Origin of the sequence: Flaviflexus sp., from assembly GCF_052087705.1 — a bacterium.
Classification (GTDB): domain Bacteria; phylum Actinomycetota; class Actinomycetes; order Actinomycetales; family Actinomycetaceae; genus Flaviflexus; species Flaviflexus ciconiae.
In genome coordinates, this window is sequence record NZ_JBQCYC010000005.1 from 69,248 (window position 1) to 90,949 (window position 21,702).

The 21,702-nt window shown below is 59.7% G+C and carries 19 protein-coding genes; 14 read left to right on the forward strand and 5 right to left on the reverse strand.

The window, feature by feature from the left end:
• Positions 1 to 5 precede the first annotated feature (5 nt).
• The 6 genes from ACTHUY_RS04190 (at position 6) to ACTHUY_RS04215 (ending at position 4,994) form a co-directional block, all read left to right on the forward strand.
• On the forward strand, positions 6 to 2,342 hold the full coding sequence (locus tag ACTHUY_RS04190; protein WP_441677761.1) for a transglycosylase domain-containing protein: 2,337 nt from the start codon (positions 6 to 8) through the stop codon (positions 2,340 to 2,342).
• Between the two features lie 84 nt (positions 2,343 to 2,426).
• Entirely contained in the window at positions 2,427 to 2,723 is a 297-nt protein-coding gene (rpsF, locus tag ACTHUY_RS04195) for a 30S ribosomal protein S6 (protein ID WP_441677763.1), read from the forward strand.
• A 23-nt stretch (positions 2,724 to 2,746) separates the two neighbouring features.
• Entirely contained in the window at positions 2,747 to 3,271 is a 525-nt protein-coding gene (locus ACTHUY_RS04200; RefSeq protein WP_441677765.1) for a single-stranded DNA-binding protein, read from the forward strand.
• A gap of 40 nt (positions 3,272 to 3,311) precedes the next feature.
• Positions 3,312 to 3,548 carry a 30S ribosomal protein S18 gene (gene rpsR, locus ACTHUY_RS04205; protein ID WP_126704322.1) on the forward strand — a complete coding sequence of 79 codons (237 nt, stop codon included), beginning with the start codon at positions 3,312 to 3,314 and terminating at the stop codon, positions 3,546 to 3,548.
• Positions 3,549 to 3,560: 12 nt separating this feature from the next.
• Positions 3,561 to 4,010, forward strand: a complete 450-nt coding sequence (gene rplI / locus ACTHUY_RS04210) for a 50S ribosomal protein L9 (RefSeq protein ID WP_441654026.1) — start codon at positions 3,561 to 3,563, stop codon at positions 4,008 to 4,010.
• A gap of 81 nt (positions 4,011 to 4,091) precedes the next feature.
• On the forward strand, positions 4,092 to 4,994 hold the full coding sequence (locus tag ACTHUY_RS04215; protein WP_441677767.1) for a ribonuclease H family protein: 903 nt from the start codon (positions 4,092 to 4,094) through the stop codon (positions 4,992 to 4,994).
• Between the two features lie 13 nt (positions 4,995 to 5,007).
• Here ACTHUY_RS04215 and ACTHUY_RS04220 read toward each other — a convergent pair whose 3' ends face one another.
• Positions 5,008 to 5,646, reverse strand: coding sequence for a DsbA family oxidoreductase (locus ACTHUY_RS04220; protein ID WP_441677769.1), 639 nt, complete (start codon positions 5,644 to 5,646; stop codon positions 5,008 to 5,010).
• Positions 5,647 to 5,830: 184 nt separating this feature from the next.
• Between ACTHUY_RS04220 and ACTHUY_RS04225 the strand changes: the two genes are divergently transcribed.
• Genes ACTHUY_RS04225 through ACTHUY_RS04240 form a run of 4 tightly spaced genes read left to right on the forward strand, consistent with a single transcriptional unit; the run spans position 5,831 to position 11,013 of the window.
• Positions 5,831 to 6,526 (forward strand): DUF3152 domain-containing protein, encoded by a 696-nt coding sequence (locus tag ACTHUY_RS04225; protein WP_441654023.1) that lies wholly within the window; start codon positions 5,831 to 5,833, stop codon positions 6,524 to 6,526.
• Between the two features lie 32 nt (positions 6,527 to 6,558).
• Positions 6,559 to 8,646, forward strand: a complete 2,088-nt coding sequence (locus ACTHUY_RS04230) for a S9 family peptidase (RefSeq protein ID WP_441677771.1) — start codon at positions 6,559 to 6,561, stop codon at positions 8,644 to 8,646.
• Between the two features lie 46 nt (positions 8,647 to 8,692).
• On the forward strand, positions 8,693 to 9,742 hold the full coding sequence (locus tag ACTHUY_RS04235) for an LLM class flavin-dependent oxidoreductase (RefSeq protein WP_441654021.1): 1,050 nt from the start codon (positions 8,693 to 8,695) through the stop codon (positions 9,740 to 9,742).
• A 47-nt stretch (positions 9,743 to 9,789) separates the two neighbouring features.
• A complete protein-coding gene (locus tag ACTHUY_RS04240; protein WP_441654020.1) occupies positions 9,790 to 11,013 on the forward strand; it encodes a TIGR04053 family radical SAM/SPASM domain-containing protein in 1,224 nt (407 codons plus the stop codon).
• 139 nt (positions 11,014 to 11,152) lie between these two features.
• Here ACTHUY_RS04240 and mtnN read toward each other — a convergent pair whose 3' ends face one another.
• Both mtnN and ACTHUY_RS04250 read right to left on the reverse strand, forming a co-directional pair.
• Entirely contained in the window at positions 11,153 to 12,472 is a 1,320-nt protein-coding gene (gene mtnN, locus ACTHUY_RS04245) for a 5'-methylthioadenosine/S-adenosylhomocysteine nucleosidase (protein WP_441677773.1), read from the reverse strand.
• 2 nt (positions 12,473 to 12,474) lie between these two features.
• Positions 12,475 to 12,939, reverse strand: a complete 465-nt coding sequence (locus tag ACTHUY_RS04250; RefSeq protein WP_441677775.1) for an S-ribosylhomocysteine lyase — start codon at positions 12,937 to 12,939, stop codon at positions 12,475 to 12,477.
• Positions 12,940 to 13,057: 118 nt separating this feature from the next.
• On the opposite strand from ACTHUY_RS04250, the gene ACTHUY_RS04255 reads away from it, so the two are divergent.
• From ACTHUY_RS04255 to ACTHUY_RS04270, 4 genes are all read left to right on the forward strand, one after another.
• Entirely contained in the window at positions 13,058 to 13,357 is a 300-nt protein-coding gene (locus ACTHUY_RS04255; protein ID WP_126704314.1) for an MTH1187 family thiamine-binding protein, read from the forward strand.
• Positions 13,354 to 13,779 (forward strand): NUDIX hydrolase, encoded by a 426-nt coding sequence (locus ACTHUY_RS04260; protein WP_126704313.1) that lies wholly within the window; start codon positions 13,354 to 13,356, stop codon positions 13,777 to 13,779. Before ACTHUY_RS04255 ends, ACTHUY_RS04260 begins: the two co-directional genes overlap by 4 nt.
• 5 nt (positions 13,780 to 13,784) lie before the next feature.
• The gene (locus ACTHUY_RS04265; protein ID WP_441677777.1) at positions 13,785 to 15,242 is read left to right on the forward strand and encodes an L-serine ammonia-lyase; all 1,458 of its coding nucleotides are present in this window, start codon (positions 13,785 to 13,787) and stop codon (positions 15,240 to 15,242) included.
• A gap of 62 nt (positions 15,243 to 15,304) precedes the next feature.
• On the forward strand, positions 15,305 to 17,647 hold the full coding sequence (locus ACTHUY_RS04270; protein ID WP_441677779.1) for an EAL domain-containing protein: 2,343 nt from the start codon (positions 15,305 to 15,307) through the stop codon (positions 17,645 to 17,647).
• Positions 17,648 to 17,697: 50 nt separating this feature from the next.
• Here the strand turns inward: ACTHUY_RS04270 and ACTHUY_RS04275 are convergent, their stop codons facing one another.
• Positions 17,698 to 19,248 (reverse strand): chitinase, encoded by a 1,551-nt coding sequence (locus ACTHUY_RS04275; RefSeq protein WP_441677781.1) that lies wholly within the window; start codon positions 19,246 to 19,248, stop codon positions 17,698 to 17,700.
• 4 nt (positions 19,249 to 19,252) lie between these two features.
• Positions 19,253 to 21,568: a glycosyltransferase family 2 protein gene (locus ACTHUY_RS04280; protein ID WP_441677783.1), complete on the reverse strand. Its 2,316-nt coding sequence runs from the start codon at positions 21,566 to 21,568 to the stop codon at positions 19,253 to 19,255.
• Positions 21,569 to 21,702 lie beyond the last annotated feature (134 nt).

Below are 21,702 nucleotides of genomic sequence, written 5' to 3' on the forward strand. Positions count from 1 at the left end.
GGGCCATGGCAAGCAATCGTCAAGGCTCGACGAAGCGGGGCAAGAAGTCCGCTAAGCCGACCAAGAAGAAATCGCTGTGGAACTATCCCCGGCGGGGCAAGGGTCGTATCCGGCGCTGGCTCCCGTCGTGGCGCTTCATTGTGGGATCCTTCCTGCTGGTGGCCGCGACCGGTGTCGGCGCTTTTGCCTATCTCTACATGACAACCGAGGTCCCCGAGCCTGACGACTTCGCGCTCGCCCAGTCCACCGACGTGTACTACGCCGACGGTGAGACAAAGATCGGGACATTCGCTAACGTTCGGCGCACCTCCGTCCCCCTCGACTCACTACCCGACTACGTGCCGCATGCGGTTGTGGCCTCCGAGGATCAACGGTTCTACGAAAACGCGGGAATCGACATTCGGGGAACGATCCGAGCCGCGATCAATAACCTTCAAGGTAAGCCCATCCAGGGTGGCTCGACCCTGACCCAGCAGTATGTCGAGCGGTACTACATGGGGACAACGACGTCCATCCCGGGCAAGCTCCGCGAAGCCATTCTTGCTCTCAAAATTGACCAGTCGCAGTCGAAAGACGAGATCCTCGAGAACTACCTCAACACGATCTACTTTGGTCGCGGCTCTTACGGCATTCAAGAAGCCGCCGAGTCCTACTTCGGTATCGATGCAGCCGACCTGACGCTCGACCAGGCAGCTCTGCTCGTTGCCATCATCCCCTCGCCGTCGAACTGGGATCCCGCCGTTAACCCCGACCAGGCCATGGCCCGGTGGGAGAGGGTACTTCGGCGCATGGCGGAGGACGAGTGGATTACCGTGGAAGAAGCCGAAGCGGCCCGCTTCCCCGACACCATCGAACCGGCCGCACAAAACCAGTACTCCGGAACCGACGGATACATCCTTGCCGAGGTACGCAGGGAACTCGTGAACTCCGGTGCCTACACCGAGGACGAGCTCGACACCATGGGCCTCGACATCGTCACGACAATCGATGAAGACATGCAAGGTTATGCGGTCCAGGCCGTTGAGAACTTGCCGGAAGACCGCCCCGATAACAACTATGTTGGTCTTATCTCCATGAATCCCGAGAACGGCGAAATCATGGCAATGTACGGCGGCGAGGACTACCTGACGAGGGCCCGAAACACGGCCACCCAGGACCGCGCCCAGGCAGGCTCCACCTTCAAGCCGTTCGGCCTGCTCGCAGGCATCGAAGCGGGCGTGAGCCTCACCGACCGCTACAACTCCTCATCCCCGTACGAAGTGGGTGGGCAGGAGTTTGAGAACTTCCAGCTCCGCGGACTTGGAAACATCACACTTCTCGAGGCCACCGCCAACTCCGTCAACACGGTCTACATCAGGCTGAACGAAGAAGTTGGTCCCCAGGCGACACGGGACGTTGCCGTCAGGGCGGGCCTGCCGGAATCCACCCCCGGCCTTGATGACACACTTTCGAACGTTCTCGGATCGGCTTCTCCCACGGCTAAGGAAATGGCTAACGCCTACTCGACCTTCGCCGCCCAGGGTATTCGCACGAACCCGCACATTGTGCGGGAAATTCGCAACCGCGATGGCGACGTCATCTACACGGGTGACACATCCGGAGAGCGGGTCTTCGAAGCCGATGACATCGCGAACCTGACGTACGCGCTGGAATCGGTGGTCAGCCCCGGGGGCACCGCCTCCCAGATCTCCGCACTCGGCCGTCCCGTTGCAGGCAAGACCGGCACATCCTCTTTCCTCGTATCAGCATGGTTCGCAGGATATGTTCCGCAGCTCGCCACGGTCGTCGACATGTACCAGATCGGACCCAATGGCGAAGAGGAATCCCTGACCCCATTCGGTGGCCAGTGGGCAATCCAGGGCGGTAACTTCCCGGCCCAGATCTGGCTTGATTTCATGATGGAAGCGACGCGGGACATGGAAGTTGAAGACTTCCCCGAACCCGCCAGCGAACCGACCACGCGGGCCCCGATCCCCACCTTTGTCCCCGAACCGGAACCCACGACCGAGGAACCGACGACGGAAGAACCCACCACGGAAGAACCGACGACGGAAGAACCCACCACGGAAGAGCCCACGGAGGAGCCAACCACGGAGGATCCGACACCGGCCGAGGAACCGACCACCGAGGATCCGACACCGACGGTGGAACCCACCGTTGACCCGACACCGGACCCGACGGTTGATCCAACAGAGCCAGGTCCTCCGGACAATCCGGGACCCCCGGCCAACCCCGGGCCGCCGGAAGACCAGAACGAAGGGGCCGCCGTTGTCCCCAGCCGGCCAGGTGCCGAACTGCACACAGTACGTTCCGGACGAGGCCTAACGCTTTTAAGCAATTGACGTTAAAGTAGTTGGGTGCCTTCTAGGCACATATACCCTCCTGCCACGGAGAGACCGTGGCCGTTGAGACCAGAGGAGGTGGGTATGGATAAGCGTCAGTATGAACTGATGATCATCCTCGATCCGGAAGTTGACGAGCGCAACCTTGAGCCCGCACTGGAAAAGCTGCTCAAGGTCGTCATTGACGACGGCGGCTCAATCGAGAACGTGGATATCTGGGGCAAGCGTCGTCTTGCCTACGAGATCCAGAAGAAGACCGAGGGCGTCTACGTCGTTATCGACATGACCACAACCAGTGCAACCGCACAGGAGCTCGATCGTCAGCTGGGTCTGAACGAGTCCATTATGCGCACCAAGCTGCTGCGCAAGGGCGAGCACTGAGCTAGCTTCAAGGGAGCGAAATCATGGCAGGCGAACCGATAATCACCATCGTTGGCAACCTCACCGCCGATCCGGAGCTGCGATACGTCAGCTCGGGTATCCCGGTAGCGAGCTTAACGGTGGCTTCAACCCCGCGTACCCTCAACAAGCAGACCCAGCAGTGGGAAGATGGCGAAGCCATGTTCGTACGCTGCTCGGTGTGGCGTGAGCACGGCGAAAACGTCGCCAACTCGCTTACGAAGGGCACCCGCGTGGTCGTCACGGGGCGACTGCAGGTCCGCTCTTACGAACACGAGGGCCAGAGGCGCACCTCCATCGAGATGCAGGTCGACGAGATCGGCCCGTCCCTCCGTTACGCAACGGCGCAGGTCCAGAAGACCCAGCGTTCCGGCGGTGGCGGCGGTAACTTCGGTGGTGGCGGCGGCTACGGTGGAGGCAACTCCCGTGGCGGCAATGTCGCGTACGACGGCCCGTCGGGCGGATCGCAGAACGACCCCTGGGCAAGCGGCCCGTCGGGATCGTCCTTCGACGACGCCCCTCCGTTCTAACAACTTTCCGCGCGTCAGCGCATAATCGAGGAGATCAATCATGGCGAAGCCAAACCTTCGCAAGCCGAAAAAGAAGATCGGCCCAGTTAAGGTGACGAAGGTCGACAACATCGACTACAAGGACACCGCAACCCTGCGCAAGTTCATTTCGGACCGCGGCAAGATCCGCGCCCGTCGTGTAACCGGCGTTTCCGTCCAGCAGCAGCGTCAGATCGCTCGGGCCATCAAGAACGCCCGCGAGATGGCTCTGCTCCCGTACACCGGCTCCGGCCGCTAAGGAGGCACCATCATGGCTAAGCTCATTCTGACCCATGAGGTCGACCGCCTCGGCGTTCCGGGCGATGTCGTCGAGGTGAAGGACGGGTACGCCCGCAACTACCTTCTGCCCCGCGGCTACGCAACCCGTTGGACCAAGGGCGCTCAGAAGCAGATCGACCAGATGGAGCAGGCTCGCCGCAAGCGCGACATCGCTACCGTCGAAGAGGCCCAGACCCTGCGCGACAAGCTGGAAGAGACCTCGCTGACCCTCACGGTCCGCGCCGGCAAGTCCGGCCGTCTCTTTGGTGCCGTCACCGCTGCAGACATCGCACAGGCTGCCCAGGAGGCAACCGGCGAGAACATTGACCGCCGCAAGGTCCTCGTTCAGAACCCGATCAAGTCGGTCGGCGACTACCGCGTGGACATCCGTCTACACTCGGACGTTACCGTCACCGTCCCCGTTTCGGTCGTCTCTGAATAAGCGAAACATCACGCATCAGCACCCGCCCAACCGGCGGGTGCTGTGCGTTTTGCGGCAGACTTTCCCGGTAGCCTTGAAGACATGACACGGATGGAATGGCTCGCTGCCTCAGATATCGCAATGATGTGCGGAACGGACCCGCAGACCGTGGTCCGACACCTTGACCAGCTGGGCCTTATCGGGGTTGGCGCAGAAGCTTCCGAAATGGCACTGCGGCACGACCTCGCTATGGAGTCGAACGACTACTCTACGAGCGGCATCCTCTGGCATCCGGACGTCATCACCCTGCTAGCTGCAACCGGCCTGGAAAAAGCTCCGGCCGAACCTCGGATTCCATCAGAGATGCTCTTCGGCGAAGACGAGGCCGATTCTGCGGCAGAACCCGTATCCGCTATCGACCGGGCACGCGCCCGCGCACAGGTCCGAGGAATAGCCGAAGGCTCTGCACCGGCAGATCCTGCCCCGGGGCAGACTCCCGACGCAGGCAAGCACGGGAATGGTGCAGACCGGGATCATGCGTCAACACCCTACGTGCCGGGAGCCGACAAGTACGGCTTCGACCAGGTTATCGCAACCGACGGTGCGTGTTCCGGGAATCCGGGGCCGGGCGGATGGGCGTGGGTTGACGAGATCATGGGAGAAAGTGGCTCCGGTGGTGCGAAGCGCACAACGAACAACATTATGGAGCTCACCGCTATGCTCGAAGCCCTCCGCCACGCGGACCCGAAGAGGACACTCCTGCTCCGCGCCGACTCCCAGTACGTCATCAATGTCGTGACGAAGTGGGCGCCGGGATGGCGGAGGAAGGGCTGGAAGAAGGCCGATGGTAAGCCCGTCGCCAACCAGGAACTTGTTGCGAAGCTCCTCGAAGCCTATGAAGCCCGCGAGGCCAAGACCCGGATCGACTGGGTGCGCGGGCACGACGGGGATGCTGGCAATGAAGAAGCGGACCGCCTCGCTGTTAAGGAACGTGACCACCAGTAGGTAGGCCCGGGGCTTAGCCCTGATATCCGAAGAGCTCTTGCGCCTCTTCCGCGGCTGCCTTCACCCGGTCGGTCAGTTCAGCACCTGCTCGTTTCAGGACGGACGACATCGCCTGAGCCTCCTGGGGTCCTTCGAGAAGGAACATGCCGGCGGCAATGAGGAACGGAGCTTTCTCCATCCTTATGCGCTCCCCATCCTTGCAGTCATTCTCAACCAGCTTGGTCCAGCGACCCTCATCTAAGCCCGCACGAACATTCTCGGGATCGAGCCCAGATTCCTGGGCAATTGTGATGAGAACATCGGTGGCGGAAATGTCCTTCCCGTCCTCAAGGGCGGCCCGGTGCAACCTCTCTGCCATAGCTAACCCAAGCTCAGCGGCCTCCTCGGGCGTGGAGCCCTGTTCCTTTGCCGCATAAACCATTTCTTGGGCGTGGCCAGTATCGTCCACTGGCGCTCCGCTGACTGTCAGACCGTGTTCCTCCAAGGCCTTAATAGCTTCCGGATCGGTTTCGTCAGGTGTTTTTGGGATAAAAGCGTGATGTTCAATGGCCACATTCTTCCCGGCTGCTGCCTCACGCAAATTGAGGAGCCCAAGGAGTGACTGGGGCGATGACAGGGTTGTCCAGACGTGGACGACGACGCGTGAACTCATACAGCTCTTATATCACCCGAGGCTTGGACCCCCGGTGTCCGGGTTTCGTTGCACTCTGGAGCTGACGGGGCAGCGACTATACGGCATGTGTTTGACTGCTGGCTCACGCCAGCCCTGGGTAAACACTGGGTTTTGTGAACGCAGCCCTTGACCGAGGGGGATGGCAACTAGGTAGTATCGAACCGTGCACCGTTACCAAACTGTAATAAAACTCGGGGCGGGTGTTCTCGCCGCCGGGATCATTCTCGCGCCCGGAGTTGCTCTCGGCGCCGAGTCCGAGATCGGTGCTGCCTCCAAAGTCGGCGAGAGCCTCGGCGGGCTGGACTCGGTTGACCAGCCGGACAGCGGCTCCGGTGAGTTCACGGTTGCGAGTGGAGATCGAGTCGATGACGAGATCCCCGAGGCGGATCGTACCGTGAGCGTTGCCGTTGTTACCGAGTCCGATATTTCCGTTGATACGGAGCTGTTTGCCGGAATCGTCGTCAACACCCTCAACGACGATCGCGGGTGGGGAGCGGACGGTTCTGTTGCCTTTGAGCTAGTTGAACCGGACGATGCGGAGGTCACCATTCGCTTGGCGACACCGGATACTGTCGATGAGCTGTGCGCCCCGCTGAACACGATGGGGTACACCTCGTGCCGCACCGGCTCGGATGTTGTTCTGAACGTCGACCGCTGGGCCGAGGCGACGGAGGATTTCCTCGAGGCTGGCGGTAGTCTCGAGGAATACCGCACCTACCTCGTTAACCATGAAGTGGGCCATTTTCTTGGCCGCGGGCACGTCGAAGAATGTAACCCTGATGGCACTGCTCCGGTCATGATGCAACAGACCCTTGATTTGCGTCAGTGCGAGCCGAATGGATGGCCCGCTGGTGCGTAAGTAAGGGGCCCCGATCGCTTAACCTAGGGGGTATGACTACGCCACTAGCAGCCCAGCCACCCGCACCCAAGAAGGTGCCTGTACATCGCACATTTCACGGGGATACTTTCACGGATCCCTACGAGTGGATGAGGGATAAGGAAGACCAGGAGGTTCTCGACTACCTCCACGCGCAGAACGCCTACACGGAGGCGATCCTCCGACCCACCGAGCAACTCCAGAAAGACATTGTTTCGGAGATCAAGTCCCGCACGAAGGAAACCGATACCTCGGTTCCCTATGCGAAGGATGGCTGGTGGTACTTTGCCCGCACCTACGAAGGCAAGGCCTACAGTTCCTATCACCGCGTGGCGAGCGAAACCCGCCCCAACCCGGATCACGTAACCGACGGCGAACAGCTCCTCTTTGATCAGAACGAGCTTGCCGAAGGGAAGGAATTCTTCTCCGCGGCCGGCTATGCGGTGTCACCCGATGGTCAGTACGTTGCCCTTGGTATCGATGTCTCCGGTGACGAACGGTTCACCCTCCGTATTTCCAATATTGCGACCGGTGAAGTTGTCGATGAGAGCGTTGTTGGCGCCGGGTACGGCATGGAGTGGTCGAAGGACTCGACCCACCTGTTCTACGGCCGAGTGGACGAAGCCTGGCGTGCCTACCAGGTGTGGTCCCATGAGCTCGGGGCGGACCCGGCCACCGATGTCCTCATTTTTGAGGAAGAGGATGAGAAGTACACGGTCTACCCCGAAATTTCGCGGGATGGCGAATGGCTGATCCTCCACTCGCAGTCGCGCCTCACTTCCGAGGTGCGGATCATGAAAGCCGAGGCTGGTGCCGAACAGATTCTTGTCTCAACTAGGCGCGAGGGCCTGGACTACTCGGTTGAACCTGCTGGTGACGAGCTCCTGATCGTCCACAACCTGCACCGTCAAGACTTCGAGGTTGCCACAGCACCGATCGGGACTTCCGAGCCCGAAAGCTGGCAGCCTCTCCTTGTGGCCGAACCTGGTGAAAGAGTCGAAGGCATCTCTGCCTTCGCATCTTATGCGGTGGTATCGATGCGTTCCGGTGGGCAAACCCAGTTGCGGATCATTCCCCGCAACGACGGCGCATGGAGTGGGGCATATGTGCTCCCGGGTGCTGAGCTGTCGACGATCGAACTGGCGAATAACGCGGAGTATGAGGCCGATTCCTTCGACTACAGCCTGACCTCTCTCATTCAGCCACCCTCCGTTTACTCCTACTCTGTGGTGGATGGAACGACCACGCTGCTCAAGGAGAAGGAAGTTCCGAACTATGATCGGTCCCGGTACGAGACAAGAAGGGAATGGGCGCGGGCAGAGGACGGAACACGGATTCCCCTGACCCTTGCCTACCGGAAGGGTGTCGAGCCTGATGGAACGAACCCCGGCCTGTTGTACGGGTACGGATCGTACGAGATCTCGAGCGACCCTGGGTTCGGGCCGTCGATTATTTCCCTCCTTGATCGCGGCGTTGTCTACGCCATTGCCCACATTCGTGGCGGCGGCGATATGGGGCGGGCCTGGTACGACGAGGGCAAGATGCTGAACAAGAAGAACACGTTCACGGACTTCATTGCCTGCGCTGACTTTCTGCGCGACTCCGGATGGGTCGATAAGGACCGGCTTGCCGGTGAGGGCGGGAGCGCTGGTGGCCTCCTCGTCGGTGCCGTGGCGAACATGGGAGGGGACCGTTTCCGTGCCATCCTTGCCGTTGTCCCATTCGTTGATGCGCTGACAACAATCCTCGATCCCTCGCTGCCGCTAACGGTGGGCGAATGGGAAGAGTGGGGCGACCCGTACCACGATGCGCAGGTATACGAGTACATGAAGGGCTATTCCCCGTATGAGAACGTCGAGGAGAAGGAGTACCCGGCTATCCTTGCGACCACGTCGCTGAACGACACCCGGGTCTTCTACGTTGAGCCCGCGAAGTGGATTGCAAAGCTTCAGGAAACGGCTACGAACGGTGAGGAGCGGCCGATCCTCCTCAAGACTGAGATGGTGGCGGGCCACGGAGGACGTTCGGGGCGCTACAACCTTTGGGAGGACCAGGCCCTGCGCAGAGCCTTCGTGCTCGACCAGCTCGGGGTTCGCCAGTAGCATCAGGAACTTGCCGACAGGTGCGGGGCCGAGGAGAGTAAGGGTTATGACTGTTCCCTTAAATGTCCTTGACCTCGCTCCTACGTCGACTGGCCGTACAAGGAAGCAGGCTCTCGATGATTCCCTGAGGCTTGCGCAGACTGTGGAGCAGTCCGGATACAACAGATATTGGATGGCGGAGCACCACGGCTCAGCGACGTTCATGTCCTCCGCAACGGCGCTGCTCCTCGGCAGGGCCGCAGAGCACACCTCGACAATCAGGGTGGGGTCCGGTGGAGTCATGCTCCCCAACCATGCTCCGCTTATGGTGGCCGAATATTACGGCACTCTCGCAACGATCTACGGCGACCGGGTCGACCTTGGCCTGGGCAGAGCCCCGGGAACGGACCCGGTGACGGCAGCTGAATTGCGCAGGGGCGGCTCCGATCTCAACGATTTCGCGGCCGATGTCCTTAAACTTACGAACTTCTTCTCCGGTTCCGACTCCGTTGGGGTTGATGAAGGAGTGTCCGGTGCACAGGCAACCGTTCTTGGCCTATCCGTGAGCCCATCCCGCTTCCACCGCACCGTTCGTGCCATTCCCGGCGAGGGCACAAACGTGCCACTGTGGATGCTGGGATCGTCCACGGGAGGCGCCCAGGTCGCGGCAGAGCTCGGGCTTCCTTTCTCCTTTGCCTCCCACTTTGCGCCGCAGCAGATGTCGGCAGCCCTCCAGACCTACCGCAGCCGGTTCAAGGCCGGTGCAGACACCGCCCAGGTGGAGAAGCCTACCGTCATGGCGGGAGTGAACATCATGGTTGCCGAAACTGAGCGGGAAGCCCAGTATCAGGCAACGACGCATAAGAAGATGCAGGAGCAACTACGCTTTGGTGCCACGGGCCCACTCCAGGAGCCAACCTGGGACAGGGTGGAAACCTGGAGCAATCCGGGCATTGACCCCACCCATATCATTGGCACTCCCGACACGGTTGCCCAGAAGATCAATGAGTTTGTTGAGGCTTTCTCCCTCGATGAGGTCATCGTGAGCTGCTACGCCTTTGACCCCGCGGTTCGCGAGAAGGCTCTCACCGATCTTGCCAAGGAATGGAATAACTAGGGACGTTCGGCCCTCCTACTCCGATTTCTTCCGGTCATTATGGTTTTATGACCCTTGCACCCTCTTCGCGAACCCAGCGTCCCGTCCGCGTCCGCCGACACGATCCCGCGATGCAACCCATGATTGTCATCTGGGAGGCAACACGGGCATGCCAGCTAGCCTGTCGGCACTGCCGGGCCGAGGCGGCCCCGGGGCGTAATCCTTTCGAGCTGACAACGGATGAGGCAACGAACCTCATGAAGGAGGTCCTCTCCTTTGGTAAGCCCGCCCCGATTTTCATCATTTCCGGTGGTGACTGCTTTGAGCGGGACGACCTGTTCGAGATCGCGAAGCGCGGAGTCGATATGGGACTCCATGTTGCCGTGTCCCCGTCGGGCACAAAGAAACTCAACAGGGAGTCGCTGAAGCGCCTTCAGGACGCGGGTGTCAACGTCATTTCGCTATCGCTGGATGGTGCAACGATTGAGAGCCATGACGGCTTCCGTCAGATCCCCGGAACGTACGAGAACACGATTGGTGGATGGGAGGCGGCCCGGGAGCTCGGCATGAAGGTGCAGCTGAACTCGGTTGTTGCCCGCCATAACGTCATGGAGCTTCCTGACATTGCGAAACTGGTCAAGGATCTTGGGGTCATGACCTGGTCCGGTTTCCTCCTGGTGCCCACCGGCCGCGGCGTGGACCTGGGTGCTCTCAATGCCCAGGAATGCGAGGATGTTCTGAACGTCTTCTACGACATGGGAGAAACGATTCCGGTCAAAACAACCGAGGGCCACCACTTCCGTCGGGTGTCAATCCAGCGTCACGTTCTTGCAGAGGCAGGGATCGACCCTGTCGAAGCAATGAAACTCGGTCCGCTCTACCAGGCATTGCGCGAGAAGAGTGAGTCCCTTGGCCTGCTTGATGGTGGCAGGCGCCGCAGGCCCCCGATCAACGTATCCTCCGGTAACGGCTTCGTTTTCATTAACCATGTCGGTCAGGTAACTCCGTCCGGGTTCCTCGAGGTCCCGGCAGGAAACGTTCGCGACTCCTCGATCGTTGATATCTACCGGAACTCGGAGTTGTTCACCGGGATCCGCCGCCCCGACTTCCTCGAAGGTAAGTGTGGCCGCTGCGAGTACAACACAGTTTGCGGCGGTTCGCGTTCCCGGGCCTACAATTCGACCGGCAACATTTATGCCGAAGAGCCACTGTGCGTCTACGAGCCGGGAACATTCCCGCTGGCGGACGAGGTGTCGGCCCTATTCAGGGCTAACGCGCCCCACCAGCGCTGAGAATCGAGAATTATTGAGAATCTAGATTTACAAGGATTCCCAGTAACGCGGAGAGTTACTGGCAAAGATCTGCCCGGCACTCCCCAATGATGGTTTGAAGTGCCTGGCAAATTCTTTCGTAGACGCTTGGGATACTGGGTTAGTTTTCCTCGTACAGGCTGAGGATCGCATCGGCCCAGGTACCGAAATGCTGTCGGATAGACGCACCGGAGGGGTATGTCTTGTCCTGCGTTGAGAGCCACGTCTGATATCCGGAGTAGGAGGGGTGTTTCCGCTGCTCGCTAACCCCCTGGTGGTAGAGCCGGATTGCTTCGCGGTAGTCCTCATCCGAGTAACGCAGGCCGCCGCGGCGGCGGCCGCTGGCACCCTTCAGCCCAATCGCCGTCATTGCGTTATTCCAGTAGCCGTCGAAGCGCTTCATGATGGTCTGGGACGTCGGTGGCCATGTCTGCCTGCCCCGGCCACCCGTGAGGTTCAGGTCCTTCAGTATTTCGGCTCTCAGGGCGTCGTAACGCTGGGAGGTGATCCGGCTGTCCGGGTGTGCGGCAACATATTCTTTGCCTGCGGCAACAAGACCGGCAAAGCCTGTCACCTGCTCCTCGTACAAATCCCGGGACAGGTCGGACAGGTCAAGGTCGAGCCCGGTGGCATCAGCCGGTTCAAGCTCCTTGTTGACGGCAATCATCGTGTACAGAGCCGCGTAGAGAGCATCGAGACCGAACTGTCGGCGGCGACGATCCGGCTTGCTGCCCCCGCGGAGGAGGGAAATGATGGCGGTTGTTGTTTCGGCGGCGAGGGCCGCGGCCTTATCGACTTCCATGTGGAAATCCTGGTCGGCAGCCGGGCCGCACAGGTCAGAAATGGCCCGAACGGCGGTGAAGCTGGTTCCGTAGGCCTGGCAGATCTGCGCGAGGGGCGTGGATTCCATGTCGGTCGACAGAGCTTCGGGGAAGGCTTCGCGGACTGCGTCGACGTTCTTCGCGGTGACAAAGCTATCGGAGGACAGCATGAGGCCCTGCCGAATACGGTCCTTGTTGACCTCGAGGGTCTCAAGAACTTCGGCAACCCGGGAGGAGCCTTCAAAGGCTGGTGGCTGGCCTGGGACCTGGCCGAACTCGTATCCGAATGCGGTTGCATCGGCCATGCCGTACCGATACTCGGAGCCGATGACGACGTCGCCGACATTAATGGTGGTGTGGAGGCCGCCGGCGGTTCCGGAGATGAAAACATCCCGGGTGGAGACCTGACCGAGGGCCCATGTGAGGGCACTGGCGGCAGCGGTCTGACCGATTCCGGTCTGGACGAGGAGGACACGGGGGGATGCGAGATCAAGGAACCAGGCCTTGAAGGTTGAGGGTGTATTGAGTTCCCCAACCCGATGGTTCTCGCCTGCCTTCTCAAGGAAGGGGGCTGCCTCTTCGGGCATAGCGGTCAGAATAATGGCTGCAGCAGTGCGCATGATCAGTCTTTCATCACGTTTGCCCACGAATCGCGCTCATCGAGCATGGCCTTAGCGGCCTGCTTTGCGCCCGTGAGGCTGTGGTTGGCCCCCCATCCGCACTGAACTTCGTTGGCTGCGGGAACTTCGTCGGCATCAATGAGGTCGGTGAGGGTACGGGCGACAAGGTTCCGGATCTCCTCTTCGGCGGGCTCACCCGACATGAGCAGGTAGAAGCCGGTCTGGCACCCCATGGGGGAAAAGTCGATGACGTGGTCCGAATGGTTACGCGAGAGCTCAGCAAACGTGTGCTCAATAGAATGAATGGTGTCCATTTCCAAGTGATCAACGTTCGGCTGGCAGAACCGCACATCGTATTTCGTCAGCACATCCCCGTGAGGGAGGTGCTTCACATCGGCAACGCGAATGTACGGGGCATCAACCATGCGGTGATCCAGGTTAAATGACTCGACGTTCATAGTTGGCATAAGTACTTCCTCCGTCTGGTGGCTTCATTCCACTGTAGCGGGAAACGATCTGCTTTGAGAGGGTTAAGGGCTCTTTCCTTCTTAGATTTCGCCCAGGTTAGTGAACTACCGTGAGAACATGTTACTTGCCTTCTCTGTTGCCCCCACAACCGCCCAAACCGAAGACGGATCGGTCTCCGAGGCTGTCGCCTCCGCGATCCGCATAGTCCGAGAATCCGGCCTGCCACACGAAACTACCTCGATGTTTACGACGATTGAGGGTGCCTGGGATGAGGTTATGGAAGTCGTGAAGCGAGCTACCGAGGCGGTGGCAGCAGTGTCGCCGCGAGTTTCGCTCGTCATGAAAGCCGATATTCGTCCCGGTTTCACGGGCCAGCTCACCGCCAAGGTGGACCGCGTCAACGAGCTCCTTTCATGATTCTCACAATCACCGGTGTCTGCTTCGTGTCCGACGGGAAACTCCTGACCGTCCGAAAGAAAAACACGAGTAAGTACATGCTGGTTGGCGGAAAGCTGGAGCCGGGAGAAACCCCGGTCCAGGCCGCCTCCCGAGAAATTCTCGAAGAAGTTGATCTCATGAGAACTGAAGACCAGCTGGAGCTCCTTGGCGAGTTCGACGAAGATGCGGCGAACGAACCCGGATGGAGGGTATCGTCGACCGTATTCTTGGCCGAGCCTCTCACCGAGCGCGAAGCCGCAGGCCTCACTGCCCGAGCAGAGATAGCTGAACTCAAGTGGCTGGACCTCTCGGATAATATCCCGGCAAGCCTGGCACCACTCCTCGCCAAGCATGTCGTTCCCGCACTACGAAAACGATTGACCATCGATATCGAAGGGTAGAAATCATGCGTTCGTCCCCAGCCGCCATCGTTGCCGGCCAGATCAAAGCTGAACAGGCCACGAGACCGCTATCGGTCTTCGACATGTTCCGGATCGGAATTGGGCCCTCCTCATCGCACACGGTGGGACCCATGAAGGCGGGGCACGCCTTCGCGACAGTCGCGCGCGACTGGTTGGGAGACAAGCCTGCTGAGCGCGTAACCGTTGAACTGTTCGGTTCGCTTGGCGCTACCGGCCGCGGCCACTGGACGGATCGGGCGGTCCTCCTGGGCCTTGCCGGATATCGACCGGATGCCGTAGGGATTGAAGTGGTCGACGCAATCATGGATACCGTGACAGAAACGGGACGGATTCAGCTCGGGGAAGTAGGAAGTGTTCCCTACGATCTTGAGGCCGACATGATCTACTCCCCGCGGATCCGACGGCCCTACCACGTGAACGCCCTGGAAATTACCGTGCACGCCGGTAGCGACAGCTACTCGCGCACGTACTATTCGATCGGTGGCGGGTTCATCATGGAGGACCTGTCCGATGATCCCGCGAATTCTCCCGATGTTCGGGCCATGGCATCCAGTGAATCCCAGGCAGCCCACTCCCGCCCCGCCCCACACACGTTTTCCACAGCCGACGAACTGCTCGTCCTATGCAGGGAAAACGGGAAAAGAATCTCTGACATTGTCTGGGAAAACGAGATCGCTGCCCGATCGGAGGGCGATGTTCTCCAGTACATCTCCGACATTGCTGCCGCCATGGCGGACTGCATCAAGGCAGGTGTCTCCACCGAAGGCACGCTACCGGGCGGGCTCGGTGTGCGCAGGAGAGCGCCCAGCCTTTATCGGGAGCTGTCCGAAACGACCAAGGCGGACTCCATGTCGGGAATTGACTGGGTGAACCTGTGGGCGCTCGCGGTTAATGAAGAGAACGCCTCCGGCCATCGGGTTGTCACGGCTCCCACAAACGGTGCGGCAGGGATCGTACCTGCGGTTTTCACGTACTACTGCCAGGAGGTGGAAGATGCGAGTGAGGAGGGGCAGCGCCGCTACTTTCTTGCCGCCACCGCTATCGGGGCCCTGATCAAAACCAATGCGTCGATTGCCGGTGCCGAGGTTGGCTGCCAGGGCGAAGTTGGGTCGGCGAGCGCCATGGCGGCGGCCGGACTGGCGGAAGCCCTGGGCGGCACTCCCGAGCAGGTGGAGAATGCCGCTGAGATCGCCATGGAGCACAACCTGGGGCTCACGTGCGATCCGGTGGGAGGGCTTGTCCAGATCCCCTGCATTGAACGCAACGCCATCGGTGCCGTGAAAGCAATTAATGCCGCGCGGCTTGCCCTGTGGGGTGATGGTCAGCACACCGTTTCGTTTGACACCGTTATAGAAACGATGAGGCAAACGGGCGCTGACATGCATTCGAAGTATAAGGAAACATCTGAGGGTGGTCTCGCGGTCAACGTCGTCGAGTGCTGATTTGTGACGTAATTGTGTCCCAAATCGTGTGATTTGGGACGGGTAGTCGATACGTTAATACCATGACTTCTGCGTCTTTTTTCCACGGCAATCACGTGCATCATGCGCCGGTTCCGCGGAAGCTAAGCGATCGCGCAACCCTCATCTGGGGAATCATTTGGACGATTGTCGCCGTCGCGACTATTGGCGTCGCCTGGAGTTTCGGCGACATGAGGTGGGACCCGCTGTGGATTGTTGTCACCGTCACCGGCATAGCCCTGTCCGCCACCCTGGGTGGGGCGGTTTCTAGGCTCGATGCGACGCTGATCTTCAGCATCTCTCCTGCCAGTCTCATCGTGCTCTACATGGGAACGGACCTGGGAACGGCAATAGCGCTGTGGGGAATTGCCAACGTTGCCGCCCTCTTTGTGCGGGTCCGCCTCATCTGGGACGTTATGGAGTATCTGTGCTACCAGCTTGGCAGTGCCTTTGTCGCTCTTTCGGCCGTGGAATGGCTTGCTGGTGAGTACGGGTGGCGCGAGTACTACACGGCGGTAGCGCTCGTCATCTACCTTGTCACCCGATTAATAATCTCGACGGTTCGGTTGAGCGTGGTCACCCCGATTACCGTGCGGCAGGGACTGGCAGCACTCATACCGATTCGTCTTGCCCTGACCATTTTTGGTATTCCGCTCCTTGCCGTGGTCAGTCGCTATCTCCAGGTTTATATTGCGGAGCGAAGCAATGCCTTCGGTCCCTACTGGGCGGGAACATACGTCACGCTCGCCACGGGCCTTATCGCCTTCGTTCTCGCCACGATGTGGACAATTAGGGTTATCAATAACCAACTCACGGGTGTTCACGATGCCGCGATCAGCCTGCCCTGGTTCGAAGATAGGCCGATTTCGGATTCGGCGCTCCAGTACGTGAAAAGGGCACTGCCCAACTACGAGATTGAGTTCCGTGACGAAGCTGGCAGGAACATTAACGAGATTTCATCTCCCATGGCCAACGGTCACCTCATTGCCCGCCGCGGCAATAACCAGGCACCGTTGCTGGAAGCGGATCAGCTGGTTCTCGACTCGATCGCCCATATTGGCGACACGATGGTGACCGTGCGGAGCGATCACGAAAAGTTGTACCGGCAGGCACGCACCGACACGATTACGAAACTTCCAAACTATCGAGCATTCATGAACGGCCTGGAAATAACCGCGCAGGAAGCAACACGGGGTTTTGCGGTTGTCTATATCGACCTTGATGGCTTCAAGAAAGTGAATGACCGGTATGGGCACGAGGCCGGCAATATCTTCCTCAAGACGGTCGGTGAGAGGCTCCGCAACCAGTTAGAAGCAGATGAGTTTGTTGCGCGGCTCGGTGGCGATGAGTTCGGCCTCATCCTCCTGCGGCTTAAGGATAAGCAGGCGGGCCACGAACGAATGAAAGTAATCCTCCCCGCGGTCGCAGATCACGTCAAGGTTGGATCTCTGTGGATCCCGGTGAGGCTTTCTTACGGTCTGTCTTTCTCCCTTCCAGGAACCACGGAAGCCCGTCACCTTATTGAAGAAGCAGACTACCGAATGTACGAGGGAAGGAAGGGCCGTAGAAACGGGAATGATCGTTCGGAACTGATGGAAATAGGCGCGATTAGGCAAGTGATTAAGCAGGCGAGCCTGCCATTTGCGTACCAGCCGATCATCGATGCTGAAACGGGAAAGATTGTCAGCCTTGAGGCCCTGATTCGCCCGGGTGTCTCCGAGCTGGCAGGGAGCACAGCCGAACAGATTGCCGAACGTGCACGGTTCGAAGGGCAGTTAACCGAACTCAGTATCTACCTCCTGAGAACATCCCTGGCCGATATGAGGCGGTTCCAGCAGGTCGTTCCCGAACTCAATAGTCTTCACATCAACATCGATGTGGAGCAGATTGCCGATGACGAGTTCATTGGGGCACTCCAGAGCGAATGGGAAGGCGCCGGTATTGAACTCACGCTGGAACTCGTTGAGAACTCGCTTGGCAAACGTTACGACCGGGTGACAACCCGGCTGCAACGCATGATTGAAACGCCCTTCCTCCACGTCGCACTAGACGACTTTGGAACGTCCGGGTGCACCCTCGAATCCGTTATTCACTTCCCCTTCGATATCCTGAAAATTGATCGCTCAATATCCGCCGACCTGGGCACGAACAAGAGCGACATCGTCATCGACATGATTGTTGAGCTCGGCCAAGCAACCGGTGCCGCGGTGATCTTTGAAGGCGTGGAGAACGATGATGTCTACAAGTATTTGCGGGGTAGCGGGGTGCGGTTCATGCAGGGGTACAGGTTCGCCAAGCCACTGTTGGCTGATGAACTTGTTGACAGGTTCGTGAAGCACGGGCTGGATGCCGTGGTTGACGAACCCGTCAGTGAAGCCAGTAAGTGACCGCGGCCAACCGCGGCTCCCCAAAGCCCTATCCGGCCGGCGCCTGATTGCTACTCCTCGTATTCTTCCTCGAGGATCTGTTCAATTTCGTCCTGGCTAAGTGCCCGCCACGGTGAGGATCCGGGATCTGCCTGGCCGGAAGCCGGGTTCTCCCCGACAGTCCACCACTGTGCCTCGTAGGCGACAGTATCGAAGATGACGCGGTCACCCCGGCGGTACTCCAGCTCTGGATCCCATGTCGCGTAATGACCCTCGGGAAGCTCAAGCAACGGAAGGGGCGACTCGCCAGGGAGAACGGGGCCAATGAGCTGCCATGGATTATCGGCGGCACTGAGAGCCGGATCGTCGGGTTGGATCGCCGAGTTCCACCACTGCGACACGTAAACGTTCTGCCGCCATACCACCCGTGACTCAGCCGGGTAGGAGGACGTGGCACTCCATATCGGGTACGGACTGGTCTCCGGATCGTCAACGATATCTTCGGGACGCAGGCTATCCGTGTCCTCCGCAACTGTGCTTGCCGGTGAACCCGTGAAGCCATTCCCGAGAATCCCTGCGAAGGTCTTGGCGCCCTGGTCGATGCCGCTGCAGGAGTCGGACATGATGTGACCATCGGCGTAGGCATCGGCGCACGTACGGTCCCGGTTCGCTGACCACAGCGACATCCGGCCCAGCCCCACATCGCCAGCAAAATTGCGAAGCACGCGAGCATCATCGAGCGTGAAAATGTCGGAGGCAACATTGTTTTGTCCGATCATTGGGGTTGCCCCAATCTTCCGCCATGCTGTGTGAGTGCCGAGGGGTTGCCCATCGTCGGCGTAGATTGCCATGACCTGTCGGTGGGTGGCTTCCAAGGAATCGATGACCTGCTGGCCCATGTCCTGGGCGGACAGCTCCGAAGAGTAGTTCATCGTCATGGCGTTGACGCCCGCGATATCCACCCCTGCGTGGAGGAACTCCTTCACAACGGCGACGCCGTCGGCGGTCAGACCCTCCGGGCCTACCGGCAGGGTGAGCCATACCGGCATCCACTCCTCCCCGTACTCCTCTTGAAGGGTGGCGATAGCTTCCACACGGCGCTCGCGGGAGACAGTATCGGTGAGGGCCGGACCTTCGATATCCAGATCGAGAGCGGCCGGTTCGTAACGGTCGATAATGGCCCGGTACTGGTCGACGAGATCGTCGGTGTCCTCGCAGGCAAGGGCAAGTTCCGAGTTGGCTTCCCCGCCCAGTGAGATGACGATGGAGCCGCCGCCCTGCTGGAGGCGGGCAATGCGGCGATCAAGATCGAGGGACCTGTGGGCTTCTTCGAGCGAGTAGTAGCCACCCCAGCTTGCCTCGCACGTCGCCTCATCCGCCGCCACGATAAAGCTGAGAATGACATCCTGTTCATGGTCGGAGACAGGTTGCTCAAACGCGTAGGACGGCGATGCTGTGACGTCAACGTAGGTAGCGAACCACGGTTCGCTATCGCTTGCGGTACGGGAATCCTGCCAGGAGTTGAAGCCCGTGATGCCGCCAACCCCGACGGCAACGAGGACGACAATCAGAAAGGCGAGACGAGCGAGGGAGAGCTTGCGCCCGGGAAAACGCTTCGACATGGTCCTACCTCGGGGTGATCCTGCGGCGCAGGTCGTTCTTACGCTTCACGTCTGGGCCCAACCTGCGGTCACCGTCGTAAAGAATCCGTTCCCACTCGACGGGCTCTGAAGCGCCTTTGGCGCGGCGGGCCGCCCGCTCCTCTTCTTCCTTCTTCTTCAGCTGCCGGCGGGAGGGAACGTCCGGGACGTAGAGCCAGTTCACGACACCGAGAACCATGTCGACAAGGGAAGCGCGGATGCCAATGTAGGCGATGATCGCGTATGTACATAGGATCGCGTTCGTTGCGGCAAAGATTGCGTTTCCCCAGTTCTCGGCCTGATAGTCGCGAATAAAGGTGAGGACGGAGAAGCCGACGATGACGTAGGGAATGAAAACATAGATTCCAGGGGCGGCAGTGCGGTCCTGCACCTTCGGAGTACGCGCGAACGGGATCTTCGTGTTTGTCAGTGCCTGCTGGATTGATTTCACGACACCGGCGATGTTGACCGCGAGAAGCACCAGGTTGAAGCCGTAGATCCGGAAAATGTCGGTACGTCTGTGTCCGGAATACTTCAGGTCGGACGCCATGCACAGGAAGTAGGGTGCGGCGGCAAGGATCACCCAGGGGCTGAGCAACCTGCTGTCGTACGGGTAGCCCAGGAGGAACACGAGACCGGCGCTGGCCCACGCGATCGATGCCATGTAGTTGATGCGGAGCCAGATCTCTCGGTGCAGGACCCGGTCGCGCCGGTATCGGCGTTCGCGCAACTGCCGTGCAAACTTGGGGAGGATGAGAAGGCCGCCGTTGGCCCAGCGCCTGCGCTGAACGATAAGGGAACCGAAATCGGGTGGCGTCGCCGAGTAGCTGAGCCGCTCCGGATAGTTCAACAGAGTCCACCCGTGAGTGCCGAGGTCAATACTTGACTCGGTGTCCTCAATAACCGTGCGGTCCTGAACATAGGTGCGGATCTCGAAGCCACCCACGGTCTGCTTCTCGACAATGTCCTCGAGAGCATCCCGTCGGATCACCGCATTCGCACCCACCCAGAACGTGGCGTTGTAGTAGCTCATGCCCTGGTGAAGGTTGTGTTGCAAGTCTGTTGTCGCCCCCGCCATGCGCTCAATGCGGGACGGCGCGCCACGGTACGAAGAGTACGGGGTTTGGATAACGGCAATGCGTTCGTTGCCGGGCTCCTCCAGGACGTGAACGAGACGCACGCAGTAGTCCCGGAGCAGCATGGAGTCGGCGTCGAGCGTCAGCAGGTATTTGGTCCACGGAATATCAAGATCGCATTCTGAGTGGGCACCGACCTCGGTAAGGACCTGACCGCTAGGTGTTTTCTCAATCCGCCACCGTTTTCCCATGATCCCGATATAGGAGTTGAGGTTCATTGCCTTGTTCACCTCGTGCGAGAGGGAATCGTAGGCCTTCCGTTCGAATACCATGATTTCGGCTGAGAAGATCCGCACCAGGCGGTTGTGCAACTGAAGGAGCCTGGTCGGAGTGGGAGACTGCTGTTGATCCAGCGCACCATCCAGCGCGATTTTCGTGAGCTTCAGGTCGCCAGCGAGCCCGCGTAGGACCCGCTCAACAAAGAACGCATCGGTGTGGTCAACAAGCGGATGCTCACACGCCATGGTTTCCAGCCATTCGGAGGCGTAGCCGTAGTCCGCGGCAACCAGGGACAGAATGTCGCGAGGTGCGGTCTCGGCACCCTCGAGTTCGTCGTGAACGACGGCGGAAGTGTGTTCGAGCCGGCTCCGGGGCTCGTCCAGTGCGGCTGCGATCCGTGCCGGCAGGTCCCTGGCCGCGTTGAGCTGGGCAATATCGTCAGGGTTTGTGGGATTCGGTGGGTCGTCAATGAGTAAAACAATCCGCTTGCTTGGGAACTCCTGGAGCGCAGCCGACCATACAGTCTTGGCAATAACGTCTAGTTCCTCCTTGTAGGAAGGAATGAGGACCGTGATGTCGTGGCCGTCGGCCCCGTCGTAATGTTGGTCTAGGGGGCCGCGTGGTGTCCGGATGTGGTCCCGAAAGCGATAGAGGGCGCCCTGCCGTGCGAGGAGATACATCAGCGCCGAGAAGGTCAGTGCGGTGACAACAGCAACGTAGGAGACCGCTTCGAGAACGTAGCGGAGCGACCCGGGATCGCCCTCGATAAACTCCCTCATAATCGTCGTGATGACGTACATGAACCAGGCAAAAATGGTGACGATAATGGCGATTCGCCCGACAACAATCTTCCGCAGGGATGGGACCGGATGCTTGATTGACATGGGCGCCGTCGCACGTTCGGCGCCCCATTGCCGTTTCGGATTCTTTGCTGTCTTGTCGGCCATAACTCCACCTGACTAAGTGCCCTGCACGAAAGAAGACGCTCCGTTCACCAGCGGTGACCAAGACAACCGCAGGGAAGCCAACGATAAGATAACACAGTAAACGCCAGAAGAAGAGGGTTATTTTTACCACATGC

Excerpts from the sequence above, each read along its gene's own strand:
- ACTHUY_RS04190 (WP_441677761.1), top strand. The coding sequence starts at position 6 with ATGGCAAGCAATCGTCAAGGCTCGACGAAGCGGGGCAAGAAGTCCGCT.
- rpsF (WP_441677763.1), top strand. The coding sequence starts at position 2,427 with ATGGATAAGCGTCAGTATGAACTGATGATCATCCTCGATCCGGAAGTT.
- ACTHUY_RS04200 (WP_441677765.1), top strand. The coding sequence starts at position 2,747 with ATGGCAGGCGAACCGATAATCACCATCGTTGGCAACCTCACCGCCGAT.
- rpsR (WP_126704322.1), top strand. The coding sequence starts at position 3,312 with ATGGCGAAGCCAAACCTTCGCAAGCCGAAAAAGAAGATCGGCCCAGTT.
- rplI (WP_441654026.1), top strand. The coding sequence starts at position 3,561 with ATGGCTAAGCTCATTCTGACCCATGAGGTCGACCGCCTCGGCGTTCCG.
- ACTHUY_RS04215 (WP_441677767.1), top strand. The coding sequence starts at position 4,092 with ATGACACGGATGGAATGGCTCGCTGCCTCAGATATCGCAATGATGTGC.
- ACTHUY_RS04220 (WP_441677769.1), bottom strand. The coding sequence starts at position 5,646 with ATGAGTTCACGCGTCGTCGTCCACGTCTGGACAACCCTGTCATCGCCC.
- ACTHUY_RS04230 (WP_441677771.1), top strand. The coding sequence starts at position 6,559 with ATGACTACGCCACTAGCAGCCCAGCCACCCGCACCCAAGAAGGTGCCT.
- ACTHUY_RS04235 (WP_441654021.1), top strand. The coding sequence starts at position 8,693 with ATGACTGTTCCCTTAAATGTCCTTGACCTCGCTCCTACGTCGACTGGC.
- ACTHUY_RS04240 (WP_441654020.1), top strand. The coding sequence starts at position 9,790 with ATGACCCTTGCACCCTCTTCGCGAACCCAGCGTCCCGTCCGCGTCCGC.
- mtnN (WP_441677773.1), bottom strand. The coding sequence starts at position 12,472 with ATGCGCACTGCTGCAGCCATTATTCTGACCGCTATGCCCGAAGAGGCA.
- ACTHUY_RS04250 (WP_441677775.1), bottom strand. The coding sequence starts at position 12,939 with ATGCCAACTATGAACGTCGAGTCATTTAACCTGGATCACCGCATGGTT.
- ACTHUY_RS04255 (WP_126704314.1), top strand. The coding sequence starts at position 13,058 with ATGTTACTTGCCTTCTCTGTTGCCCCCACAACCGCCCAAACCGAAGAC.
- ACTHUY_RS04260 (WP_126704313.1), top strand. The coding sequence starts at position 13,354 with ATGATTCTCACAATCACCGGTGTCTGCTTCGTGTCCGACGGGAAACTC.
- ACTHUY_RS04265 (WP_441677777.1), top strand. The coding sequence starts at position 13,785 with ATGCGTTCGTCCCCAGCCGCCATCGTTGCCGGCCAGATCAAAGCTGAA.
- ACTHUY_RS04270 (WP_441677779.1), top strand. The coding sequence starts at position 15,305 with ATGACTTCTGCGTCTTTTTTCCACGGCAATCACGTGCATCATGCGCCG.
- ACTHUY_RS04275 (WP_441677781.1), bottom strand. The coding sequence starts at position 19,248 with ATGTCGAAGCGTTTTCCCGGGCGCAAGCTCTCCCTCGCTCGTCTCGCC.
- ACTHUY_RS04280 (WP_441677783.1), bottom strand. The coding sequence starts at position 21,568 with ATGGCCGACAAGACAGCAAAGAATCCGAAACGGCAATGGGGCGCCGAA.